11 protein-coding genes are annotated in these 12084 nt (G+C 64.3%); 1 reads left to right on the top strand and 10 read right to left on the bottom strand.

Annotated features, from left to right (window positions below; translation table 11 throughout):
• The first annotated feature begins 24 nt into the window (after positions 1–24).
• Positions 25–447: a hypothetical protein gene (locus tag NFC98_RS08555; protein WP_254277662.1), complete on the top strand. Its 423-nt coding sequence runs from the start codon at positions 25–27 to the stop codon at positions 445–447.
• 15 nt (positions 448–462) lie between these two features.
• On the opposite strand, the gene NFC98_RS08550 is transcribed toward NFC98_RS08555, so the two are convergent.
• From NFC98_RS08550 to NFC98_RS08505, 10 genes are all read right to left on the bottom strand, one after another.
• Positions 463–1704 carry an FAD-binding oxidoreductase gene (locus tag NFC98_RS08550; protein ID WP_254277661.1) on the bottom strand — a complete coding sequence of 414 codons (1242 nt, stop codon included), beginning with the start codon at positions 1702–1704 and terminating at the stop codon, positions 463–465.
• Between the two features lie 96 nt (positions 1705–1800).
• Positions 1801–3081: an aminotransferase class III-fold pyridoxal phosphate-dependent enzyme gene (locus NFC98_RS08545; protein WP_254277810.1), complete on the bottom strand. Its 1281-nt coding sequence runs from the start codon at positions 3079–3081 to the stop codon at positions 1801–1803.
• 232 nt (positions 3082–3313) lie between these two features.
• A complete protein-coding gene (locus NFC98_RS08540; protein WP_254277660.1) occupies positions 3314–3769 on the bottom strand; it encodes a TerB family tellurite resistance protein in 456 nt (151 codons plus the stop codon).
• Between the two features lie 123 nt (positions 3770–3892).
• Positions 3893–5119, bottom strand: a complete 1227-nt coding sequence (locus tag NFC98_RS08535) for a DegT/DnrJ/EryC1/StrS aminotransferase family protein (protein ID WP_254277659.1) — start codon at positions 5117–5119, stop codon at positions 3893–3895.
• Between the two features lie 44 nt (positions 5120–5163).
• The gene (locus NFC98_RS08530) at positions 5164–5838 is read right to left on the bottom strand and encodes a sugar transferase (RefSeq protein WP_254277658.1); all 675 of its coding nucleotides are present in this window, start codon (positions 5836–5838) and stop codon (positions 5164–5166) included.
• 1 nt (position 5839) lies between these two features.
• A complete protein-coding gene (locus NFC98_RS08525; RefSeq protein ID WP_254277657.1) occupies positions 5840–6841 on the bottom strand; it encodes an ATP-grasp domain-containing protein in 1002 nt (333 codons plus the stop codon).
• Positions 6842–7377: 536 nt separating this feature from the next.
• A complete protein-coding gene (locus tag NFC98_RS08520; RefSeq protein WP_254277656.1) occupies positions 7378–8505 on the bottom strand; it encodes a glycosyltransferase family 4 protein in 1128 nt (375 codons plus the stop codon).
• Positions 8506–8551: 46 nt separating this feature from the next.
• Entirely contained in the window at positions 8552–9751 is a 1200-nt protein-coding gene (locus NFC98_RS08515) for a CDP-glycerol glycerophosphotransferase family protein (protein WP_254277655.1), read from the bottom strand.
• Positions 9752–9833: 82 nt separating this feature from the next.
• Positions 9834–10850 carry a UDP-glucose 4-epimerase GalE gene (galE, locus tag NFC98_RS08510; protein WP_254277654.1) on the bottom strand — a complete coding sequence of 339 codons (1017 nt, stop codon included), beginning with the start codon at positions 10848–10850 and terminating at the stop codon, positions 9834–9836.
• 189 nt (positions 10851–11039) lie between these two features.
• Positions 11040–11972 carry a hypothetical protein gene (locus NFC98_RS08505; protein WP_254277653.1) on the bottom strand — a complete coding sequence of 311 codons (933 nt, stop codon included), beginning with the start codon at positions 11970–11972 and terminating at the stop codon, positions 11040–11042.
• Positions 11973–12084 lie beyond the last annotated feature (112 nt).

The raw sequence follows: 12084 nt of genomic DNA, 5'->3' as shown, positions 1-12084 counted from the left end.
GGCAGACCAACCGAGGGAGAGACCATGCCGAAGGTGCGCCGCTATGCCGATCTGGTAGCCAGCCTGGCGGGGCTGATGTGGCTGGTGGTGTTCTGGTCGATCAGCGTCTCCGCCCGGATCGGCAGCGTCGAGCCCACCATGACCGCCCTGCTGCTGCTCGGCACCCTGGTGCTGGTGAGCTTCGTGCATCGCCCGATCCGGGTCCTGCTGCGCCGCTACCATGTGCGCAAGCGACGTACCGAGATGTGGATGCACATCCTGGCCCTGCCGCTGACGCTGGCCTTCCTGATCGGCGTGGTCGTCGAGATCCTGTTCACTCCGCTCAGCGGCGAGCAGAAGGTCCTGCTGTTCAACATCCTGGCGACCGCCGGGTGGCTGATGTTCGTCATCACGCTGCTGGCCAAACTGGCCCTCCACCAGCTCAAGCGTCGCCAGGCCCGCCGCTGACGGCGCGCCAAACGCTCAGAAGCGGTCCGCGCGGAACGGCTTCATGTCCACCTCCGGCGTCTCGCCGGCCATCATCTGACTGAGCAGCCGCCCGGTGGCCGGCCCCAGGGTGAAGCCCTGGTGGCCGTGGCCGAAGGCCAGCCACAGCCCCGGCTGGCCGGGGGCCGGCCCGATGACCGGCTTCATGTCCGACGTGCAGGGGCGCGCGCCCTTCCAGGGCTCGGGATCACGGCGCTCGCCCAACGGGAACAGGCGGCGTGCCACCGCCTCGGCGGCCGCCAGCTGGCGATGGTGGGCAGGCGCCTCGAGGCGCTCCAGCTCGGCGCCGGTGGTGAGGCGGATTCCGGCCCGCATCGGGGCCAGCAGGTAGCCGACCTCGGCGTCCATCACCCAGTGGTTCAACCGGGCCTCGCCGACGGCCGCATAGTGCATGTGGTAGCCGCGCTTGACGAACAGCGGCACCGCGATGCCCAGCTTGCCCAGCCAGTTCTCCGACCAGGGCCCCATGGCCATCACCACCTGCTCCCCCTCCAGGGCGCCCTCCGTGGTGGTCACCCGCCAGCCGGCCCCCACCCGTGCCACCCCCTGGACCTCCGCCTGCATGACATGCCCGCCTTCGGCCTGGAAGGCCTGGGCATAGGCTTGCACCAGACCACCGGGATCGTCGGCCGTCCACGGCTGGGTCCAATGGATGGCGCCGGCCGGCTCCTCGGCGAGGTCCGGCTCCATGGCGGCCAGGGCGGCAGGATCCAGCACGCGGTACTCGACGCCGAAGCGCTCGGCGTTCGCCTCGGCCTCGCGGCAGCGCTCGGCCAGGCCATCGGCGGTGCGATAGACCTCCAGCCAGCCCTCCTTGCGGATCAGCGACTCGGCGCCGGCCGCCTCGATCATCGGTGCGTGGGCGTCGAGGGAGAGCGCGATCAGCGAGGCATATTCCGGCACGATGCGCGCATAGCGGCTCGGCGAGGAGTTCTGCCAGTACCTGAGCAGCGGACCCGCGGCGCTGACCATGCCGCCGGGCCGGTAGCGGATGTCCACCTGGCGATTGGGCAGTACCCGCATCAGCGTGGCCAGGTCGCGGGGAAAGGCGTAGGGCCGAACCGCCTCGCGCTGGATGATGCCGGCATTGCCGAACGAGGTCTCGCGACCGGGCTCACGCCGGTCGACCAGGGTCACATGCTGCCCCCGCCTGGCCAGGTGCCAGGCCACCGAAACGCCGACCATGCCGGCCCCCAGAACGATGATCTCGCGCGACATCTCAGCAGCTCCCTGCAGGTGAAAACGCGCAGGCCCCGCGGGAGCGGGGCCTGCAATGGTCTCAGTCTAGCAGCCTTCGATGGGCTGCCGATGGACTCACGTCAATCTGTCCAGGGTGCCGGCCACGGCATCGAACAGGCGCTCCAGTTCCGCCTCGGTGGTGCCGAAGGGCGGGCCGAACTGCAGGGTGTCGCCGCCATAGCGCACGTAGAAACCGGCTTCCCACAGGGCCAGGTGGGCATCGCGGGGGCGCACGGTGGGATCCCCGTCGCGGGGCGCCAGCTGGATCGCGCCGGCCAGGCCATAGTTGCGGATATCCACTACGTGGGAGCGCCCCTTCAGCGCATGGAGCCGGGCCTCGAAGGCAGGGGCAATGGCCCGCACCTGCCCCGGGAAGTCTTCCTGCTCGAACAGGTCCAGGGCCGCCAGGGCGGCGGCGCAGGCCACCGGGTGGGCGCTGTAAGTATAGCCGTGGGGGAACTCGATGGCATGCTGCGGGCCGCCGGCATGCATGAAGGTGTCGAAGATCTCACCGGAGGCGATCACCGCCCCCATGGGCACCGCCCCGTTGGTCAGCTGCTTGGCCACGGTCATCAGGTCCGGTGTCACCCCGAAGGCTTCGGCCCCGGTGCGCGCCCCGCTGCGCCCGAAGGCGGTGATCACCTCATCGAAGATCAGCAGGATGTCATGGGCGTCGCAGATGGCCCGCAGGCGCTCCAGATAGCCCTTGGGCGGCACGATCACCCCGGCGGAGCCCGACATCGGCTCGACGATCACCGCGGCGATGTTGGAGGCGTCATGCAGGGCGATCTGCTCGAGCAGCGCATCGGCCAGTTCGGCGCCGGTCTCGGCCTGCCCCCGGGTGAAGGCCAGGTGCGGCTGCAGGGTGTGGGGCAGGTGGGTGACGTCCATCAGCTGGCCGTAGTGCTTGCGGTTGCCGCCGATCCCCCCCAGGCTGGTGCCGCCGATGTTGACGCCGTGATACCCCTTGGCACGGCCGATCATGCGGGTCTTCTCGGGGCGCCCCTTCAGCCGCCAGTAGGCCTTGGCCATCTTCACGGCGGTATCGGCCGACTCAGAGCCGGAATCGGTGAAGAACACATGGTCGAGCCCCGCCGGCGTCAGGCTGGCCACCTTCTCCGCCAGCTGGAAGGCCAGCGGATGAGACACCTGGAAGCCCGGCGCGTAGTCGAGCTGTCCCAGCTGACGCGACACGGCTTGCTGGATCTCGACCCGATTGTGGCCGGCACCGCAGGTCCAGAGTCCCGAGAGGGAGTCGAACAGCCGTCGCCCGTGATCATCGATGAAGTAGCGCCCGTCGGCGCCAGTGATCACGCGCGGGTTGGCGTGGAAGTCACGGTTGGCACTGAATGGCATCCAGTAGTGACGGTTGAGAGCGACGGAGGTCGGCGCCTCCTGCTCCAGCCCGACCTCGGTGGCCGGCTCGTCCGGGTACAGCGGCCGCGTTTCCAGCATCTCCTCGCCTCCTCTGACAGTCTCGATACGGGATCAACACTCGGCCCGTTTCCCTCAGCATGGACCCGCCAGGCACGTCTAGAAAATCACACTTTACTGTCCCACGCGTATCATTTTCCTCAACTATATCGCGTCAGTCCCGCTGCTCCTGGACGCTCAGCTTGGCTCGGATGAAGTCGGCATGGCTCACGTGCAACAGGTCGGCCAGCTGGCGAATGCGATGCTCCTCAAGGTGATGGTGCTCTCCGTCGGCCAGTGCCAGCACCCACATCATCCTCACCAGCTCGACGCGCCTGCCATAGTCATAGTGCTGCTTGATCAGGCTGACGAACTGGTAGTGGTCCACGGAGCTCTCCACCTCCTCGCGGGCCATGGTCATCAGCGACTCCACGGCCTCGGCCTCCAGATGGAGGTGCGTCATGAGCAACTCGCGCAGGGCCGCGAGCTGGGCGGGGTCGACCCGGTAGTCGGCACGCATCACCTCGCAAAGCAGCGCGGCAGCCGCGAGCTCCAAGGTGGGGGTGTCGTCACGCTGGGCCTCGGGCTCGGCCAGGGCCTGCTGGAAGAATCGCTGGATACTTGCGAGCACATCGAACTCCTTTGGTCATCCCGCAGGATAGGACAGGCAGCGGGAAGCGGGGTTCGCCTGCTCCCGAAACGCGAGACGCCGCGGGGTCCGCGGCGTCGTCATGGATTCCGGCTGTTGGCACCCTCAGCGTGGGGTCATGGCCGATGCCATCTCGGATCCGGTCGATGGGGACATCGCAAGATATTCGTTGCTCCCCGGCACCGCGTCTTCCATGACCTCCCGCACCTTCTCGGCCAAGGCATCGACCTGTTCCAGCGTTCGCGTGTGATCGACCAGGAACATCAGGCTGGTCTCGCCCAGGCGCCTGGCCACCGGCAACCGCTCGGGGGGACGGAAGTCCGTGCCATCGAAGGCCTGTTCCCGATAGATCTCGCTGCAGCCACCGTGCAGGCACTCCCCCCCACGCGCAGTGATCCGGTCGACGATCGTATCGCGGCTCCAGCCCTTCCGAAGCACCTCCGGCCGAACGAACGCGTAGAACTTGTAGCAGGCCGGCACGGCCTGAGGTGGCGGCACCGGCACTCGGAGCCCCGCAAGCCCCGCGAGCCGATCGGCGAGCAGCCCGGCATTCTCGCGCCGCCGAGCCAACCAGGCGTCCAGCTTGCGCAGCTGGCAACGCCCGATGGCCGCCTGCATCTCGGTCAGGCGCCAGTTGCTGCCGAAGCTGCCGTGCAGCCAGCGAAAGCCCGGCGGATGCTCGGCATGCACCGCCTGCCAGGACTTGCCGTGGTCCTTGTAACTCCAGGCGCGCGACCAGGCCGCCGCCTCCTTCAGCAACAGCATGCCGCCCTCGCCTCCGGTGGAGATGATCTTGTCGGTACAGAACGAGAAGGCCGCCGCATCACCGACGCTGCCGACCCGTTTGCCGTTCCATCGGGCGCCATGGGCCTGGGCACAGTCCTCGATGAGGAAGAGCCCATGGCGATCGCACAGCGCTCGCAGCGCGTCGAGGTCGCAGGGCCAGCCCGCCAGGTGCACGGCGACCACCGCCCGGGTGCGCGGTGTCAGCACCTCCGCGACGCTCTCGGCGGTGAGGTTGCCGGAGTCCGGGTCGACGTCGGCGAACACCGGGCGCCCTCCGCAGGCCACCACACAGGAGACGGACGCCATGAAACTGCGCGGCGTCACCACTACCTCGTCGCCCTCGCCCACCTGAAGGGCCCGCAGCGCCAGCTCCAGCGCCAGGGTGCCATTGGCCACGGCAATGGCATGGGGCATGCCGTGGAAGTCGGCAAACTCCTGCTCGAAGGCGCGCCCCTCCTCGCCGTTCCAGTAGTTGACACGCCCCGAGCGCAGCACGCGGTTCACCGCATCGATTTCATCGGGTTCATGACGTGGCCAGCCTTCCATCGATTCCTCCCGGCGCCCAGGGCGCCTGCAACGATCACGGCGACTCAGCGCTCCTCCGCCCCGGGACCGGGGCGGGGAAACGCGGTACGCCACAGATAGACCAGGTCCCGGGTGAAGGACCAGTGCAGCACGTAGTCTCGGTTGAGCCTGACCTTGTCGGGGAAGACCACCTCGCGGTTGAAGCGCTCGGGGTCCTCCACCCCGGCCAGCAAGGTCTCCTCGTCGCGGTACTTCAGGGTGGCGGGGCCGGTAATCCCCGGCCTGACGGAGAGGATCACCCGCCCCTCCTCACCCAGGGCATCGGCGAAACCCGGCACATCGGGGCGCGGGCCCACGAAGCTCATCTGGCCGGCCAGGACATTGAACAGCTGGGGCAGCTCATCGAGCTTGGAGCGGCGCAGCCAGCCGCCGAGCCGGGTGATACGAGGGTCTCCCAGTGTGGTCACCGTCGTGCCGGGCACCGGGCGCATGGTGCGGATCTTGACGACCCGGAACGGTCGACCTCCCCGCCCGATGCGCTCCTGCAGGAAGAAACCGGAGGCGCCGGTATCCAGACGAGCGGCCAGGGCCGTAAGCACGATCACCGGCAGCAGCGGCACCAGCAGGGCCAGGGCCAGCACGATGTCAAAGAACCGCTTCACCAGGCGCTGGGGAGGGCTCGGCCCGAGGCCGTGCCAGGGGGACAGGAGGTCATGCAGGTGGTAATCGAGGAGAGCCATGTCAGCGCACCATTCCCGCTTCCAGCGGGTTCATGCTGTGGGTCCGAAGCCCCTTGGCCAGGTAGTAGAGCCCCTCGCCGAACAGCACCAGGGGATCATCCCACTTGGCGTCGTCGAAGCTGTCGGCACGCGCGCCATCGGCCAGCCGCAGGGCCGACCCGAGACGGCCGCGCCGGGCCAGGTCCAGGCGGCGGATCACGTCGCCCAGCAGCCAGCGCGCCACTACGCCCTGGCGGGCGGGACGGAAGTGGGCCCGGGCGACGGCCGGTCCGCGGGTCTGGGCCAGGTAGAGCAGCCAGGGGAAGTTCACCCCCGCGCTGAGCGAGAGGTCGATGGAGCCCCATAGTCGAGGATTGACCTCGATGAAGGCATGGCGTCCCGTCGCCAGGTCGTGCTTGAACTCGAGCATCGCCAGCCCGTGCCATTCAAGCCCCTCCAGCAGGCGATGGGCATCTGCCTCCATGGCTGGATGGGCGGCACTCACCCTCAGGGTGCTGGTCCCCCCGGTGGCAACCTTCTCCTGCAGCCGGCGATGAGTGAAGGAAGCAATGCGCTTGCCATGCCAGTAGAGGCAAGAGACACCCCAGCCATCACCGTCCACCCGCTCCTGAACGATGGGCGGTCGGGCAGGGTCGAGGTCGAACGCTACCATCATCTCGGCCAGGGTCTGCGCGAGGGCCTCGCCGCCTTTGGAAAAGCGCACCCCCTTGGAACTGTTGCCGCGCCTCGCCCGCGCCACGTACTCGCGGGCCGGGTCGCTCACCCGGCCGGCCTCCGCCGGGTTCGAATAGTCGACGATGGTAGCCACCGCCATCCCCCACTCCCGCGCCAGGCGGCTCATGCGGTCCTTGTCGTTGACCAGCGCCAGGGTGGCCGCATCCACCATGGGCAGCGCTACGCCCGGCGGCAGCCGCCCGGCCTCACGCGCCTGCACCAGCAGTTCGCCCTCCTCGTGCCCCGGGAGGATCAGGCCGATGCCGTGACGCTGACAGAGGCCGGCCACATCTGCGACAAACCCGTCGGGGTCACCATAGGGCGAGGCATAGCGCCCCCTTGCATGTGCCAGACGCGAGGCCTGGCACATGCCGATCCGAGAGGTGTCGGCGACCACTACCCTGACACCGTTCTGCGCCAGACCTCGCAGCGCCGAATAACTGCTTCGGCACCAGCCCTGAGTCAACAGCACGGTGGGTTCGGCTTCATTTTGCATGTCACACCCTATGGAAAATGAGAGGTATTCTTTCCCCTGCTACTTGTCACTTGTTACTTGCTACTTGTTACTTGTTATTAGTTATTTGCACACTCTGCCCGGCTTAAGGGGTATCGACTGAAGCCGTGGAAGGTATCGGAGCATAGGGCCGGTAGCTGGTGTACACGGGGTTACCATCGGTCTCAAAGGCATCTCGCCTACTCCAGAATTGCACTATCGCTAAGGTTTTTCTTGCAGGCAGGTGGCATTACCGACTCAAAACCAAGAGTCGGAACCTTCCAGATCAAACAGATGATTCACCCAAGTCGGCTGGAGTGGCCCCGCATAGATTAAAGTTTCAGGAAGTCAATCAGTCTTCGATTAATTTCATCAGCATCGAACTGTTCCTCAGCTAGTTCTCTAGAGCGACAGCCCATGCTGAAAATCAAGTCAGGTTGAGCAATGAAACGCTCCATCGCCTCTGCAACGGCAGTGGCATCATGAGGCGGAACCTTGAAGCCATTCTCGCCATCGCGAATGGTCTCGCGGCAGCCCGGGACATCCGTCGTGATGATGGGCCGCCCAACGGCCATCGCCTCCTGGGTACTGCGTGGCACGCCCTCCCTGTAGGAGGGCAAGACAAACACACTGCTCTCTTCAAGCCAGTCAGCAACGTTGGATACGACGCCGGGATAGATGATTACGCCGGTTTCCACCAGGCGATCCAGATACGCTAGATCCACCGAACCGGGATTGCCGGGATCCGGCTTTCCAAGAATGACAAACTCCGTCGCGGGGTGGTGCCTCTTGATGATCTCAGCAGCCTGGAGATATTCGTTAATCCCCTTTTCTTCCAACAGTCGCCCGACAAAAATAAAACGGATCCTATCCTTTTTCGGAAGGGAATAGGGGTACTCGTGAAGGTCAAGCCCAATACCTCCCAGCACCATTATATTGTCAACACGAATCCGATATTTTTCGACCAGGTCCTTCTTGTCGTCCGGATTCAACACAACAAGGCCTTTAAGCAGGGGCAGGGAAAGGTGAAAGAGGGAAACTTGAGTGCCTCGGATCAGGGTTTTTTTCCAGCCATCGCTTCTGGGGTGGACTGTAAAGTAATACCCCAAGCCTTCCAGCATGCCGTATCGACGCTTCACACCTGCAAACCTGGCGGCTAACGCCCCCCAGATGACAGGCTTGGAGAAGTAACAGAAAACAAAGTCGGGATCGAGATCTTTTAAACGTCGGTACAACTTCCAGGCGTTCTTCACATCCAGCAGCGGGTTCATCCCCCGTCTGGCAAGCCGGTATTCCTCAGCCTCGACATTGAGCTCTTCTTTTGCACGCCTCTTGAGCTCAGGACTCAAGTCCGCCGTGAGTATTCTAACGTCGTGACCCACTTCCACCAGGGATTGCAGGAGAAGCTTTCTGAAGCCGAAAATCGAAGAGGAATTCGTTCCAATAAGAACAACCTTCATGCTCAAGCCCTTTAACTATGGATAGAGGGAGCCACCCCGAAAAGGCTCACTTGTGGTGATCTTGATAATGTTCGCGCAGGTAAGTGGTGACCCTCTCGCACTCCCTTCCGTCATTCATGGCGGCATGGCGAGCGGTGAAACGAGCCAGTCGCTGATCGTGCTGCCCTTCAGCAATTTCCAACCAGGCGGCAGGCACCTGCGACCAGTCACTGATCACCGGTCCAGGAGCGTCCTCGAAATAGTCACCATAGATGCCGACATCGCGGTGGAGGTAGTCGTCCAGGTCCGGCGCCATCAGGATGATCGGGCGCTTGAAGCAGGCGTAGTCGAACATCAGGCTTGAGTAGTCGGTAATCAGCACATCGACCTCGGGCATCAGTTCATTGACGTCAGGGAAGCGGTCTGATGAGGCCTGCACGACCCGCGAGGTGCGCCCGGCCAGCCCCTCGACCCCCGTCATCGTCAAGTCAACATGCCCTCGCACAAGCAGGATCAACTGCTCCTGTTCAAGCCAGGGCAGAAGCGCCTCGAGCCGATCGCCCTGTGCCACATCCAGCCCGCCCCTGCCCTGTTGCCTGAGCGTAGGGGCATAGAGCACGATCCCCTTGTAATGACGTGGCTCGATCCCCTCACGACGCAGGAGCGAAGCGGTGTCGGTATGGAAGGCGGCCCAACGGGGGTAGCCAAGCACCGGCACACGCTCGGTCGGAAGGCCGTAGGCCGATGTCATGCGCTGGCGCCCGACACCCGACGCCACCAGAACCCGCTCCGGTCCCCGCTTGCCCGGCAGCAGATGACGCAGATAGCGGTCAAACAGCGGCGTCAGCACGCCAAGACGGCTGGACCTGGCATCCCTGCCGACTCGCTTCAGGGGAGTGCCATGGGTCAGGTTGACCAGGGCTCCCCCCACAGAGGCATGGGCGTTGACGTCCTCCGAGGTATGAGTGACCAGAAAGAGTCGCGCTCGCAACGAGATCCTGATACCCGCCAGCGAATAGGCCAGGGCGGCCTCGCCCCCCTCGTCGCGGACCTGTTTCACCACCTCAGGGCTGTGACTCAACCAGACGGCACGAATGTCCGGATCATGATCGCGCACGTGACGATAGAGATACCGTGTGTTGTCCGCGTACTGTCGGCCAAGCCAGGCACCAAACACCCAGAGCCTGTCGTCACGGGAACTGAGCAAGCCGAGCAGGCATAGAGGTAACCAGCCCAGTTGCTGCAACAGGCGCGCAAGGTAATTCATGGCGTTTGACTCTCGAGACGATGGGCTGGCAATGCCAGACGGGCACAGGAGGTAGCGGTCGTTGACGTTCAGCAAGGGCGGATCAGGAGGCATACCCCCCCGGGTTGTTTACCTGCCATCGCCAGGCATCCGCTGTCATTGCCGCCAGGTCTCGCCTGGCGCTCCAGCCCAGCTCGCGACGGGCCTTTGCGGCATCGGCCCAGCACTGCGCCAGATCTCCGGCCCGCCGCGGGGCGACCCGGTAGGGAATCGGACGACCGACAGCTTTTTCGAAGGCCTGGATCATGTCCAGAACCGAGTATCCTCGGCCGGTGCCGAGGTTCCATACCGATACACCGTGGCGATTGGCGATGGCCTGCATCGCCGCCAGGTGCCCCTCGACCAGATCCATCACATGGATGTAATCCCTTATCCCGGTGCCGTCAGGGGTCGGGTAGTCATTGCCGAACACCGACAGGGCATCACGGCGCCCGACGGCGACCTGGGTAATGAAGGGGACAAGATTGTTAGGAATACCCAGCGGGTCCTCACCGATACATCCACTGGGGTGAGCCCCGACAGGGTTGAAGTAACGCAGCAATGCGATCGACCATCGAGTGTCACCCGAGGCCAGATCCCTGAGCATCTCTTCCACCATCAGCTTGGAACGTCCATAGGGATTGGTCGGCGCGCCGGTGGGCAACGCCTCGTGGTAGGGGACGGTGTCGATGTCACCATAGACGGTCGCCGAGGAACTGAAGATAAGGCGCCGGAGACCAGCGGCCTCCATGGCAAGGCAGAGAGTCACTGCCCCCGCCACGTTATTGTCGAAGTAGCGCATCGGCTGCTCGATGCTCTCACCAACCGCCTTAAGACCGGCAAAGTGCAGCACATCGGAGATCTGATGATGGCGCAGCAGCCAATCCAGTAGACTACGGTCGCGCACATCACCCTCGATAAAGGGCACCTCCCTGCCGGTCAACGCGGCGATCCGATCGAGTGATACGGTCGACCCATTGCTCAGGTTGTCCAGTACCACCACCTCATGGTGATGCTCGAGCAGAGCGAGCACCATGTGTGAGCCGATGTAACCGGCCCCACCTGTCACGAGAATCGACATACAACTACTCCCATTACGTCAGGGTAACGAAGTCATGTTGCGCATGGGCACGGTGGACCATAGGCACTCGAGGGGAGCGGGCACGCACAAAGTGGCAAAGGGGATAGACACACCGCCGGAAGAGATAGAGTGGCCCCAGCATGCGTAGCGCCGGTTGGGGTGTGAGCCATGAAGATCGCTGGGCCAGGGTCAGGCATCTCCGGCACGCATCAGCACCGGAAACCCATCTGGCTGCCGAGCGTCGAAAACCCTGTCGAAGATATCGAGCGCATCCGTCTCCGCGATGATCCCCGCTCGAACCAGCAGCCAATCCGAGGACTCGCTTCGGCGTATGACCGAAGGGCCCCTCTTGTGGGAGACATTCAGCAACACCGGCACGAACTCCTGCCCCATCGCAGACAGCACGGAGGCGCGATGCTGGCCATTGGCCACGAGAAACCGGACATCGTCGTCGCGCACCATGCAATCGACGACAAGATGCTGGCGGATATATGGGAGGCACGCCGAAGCACGCTGACGATATCCCTCCGAGGCAATCTGCTCATGGAGAGAAACAAGATGCTGGATCCTGAGTTCGCCGAACCAGTCGGGCTTTGGCCCTACCTGCCTCACCGCGATCTCGCGGGATGCGAGGCTCTTGCCCTGCACCAGTGGACCCCGTGCATGTGACTCTGCCGCACACCGCAGGGCCTCGAGCTGCAACTTGCTTCCCCATGGCATGAAATCACTCAGTGGAGGACTGGCGTTGAGCAATGGGTGAGCCGACTCGGGACGGATACCAAGGGATTGTGCGAGGGTTGCCGGTGTCCATGAGCGCCAGTAATGCGCCAGGCATGTCTCCTGATAGCTGTCGCATTGACCACGCAGGTGCTGCAGGAGGCTCTGGACATAGGGGTGCAGTGACCCGGCTCCATAGGCCAGGCCGGTGGGGCCGAACCATCGACAGAGAGCAAGCGGGCACTCCACGACACAGGGGCGCTTGCGATAGCGCTCCAGCAACTCCAGAACAGAGATTGGCACCCCTCGAAGGTCATGGCTTCTATAGACACCAATCCCCACCTTGGCCAGCGCCCTGATGGGAAACTGGCGGGCAGCAGCAAGCAACCGTGCAGGTTCTGGCATGATGGTCACCGACAATTGGATACACACAAATGAAGCACGGTTATCTTTCCCTTGACGATCTATCGTCAGGCCTGAGGATGGATATATCTAAGAGGACGCAAGTAAATATCGA

The organism is Halomonas sp. 3H, assembly GCF_024206005.1.
GTDB lineage: Bacteria > Pseudomonadota > Gammaproteobacteria > Pseudomonadales > Halomonadaceae > Halomonas > Halomonas campaniensis.
The sequence above is the reverse complement of the archived record's forward strand: the minus strand, read 5'-3'. Positions and strand labels throughout refer to the sequence as shown.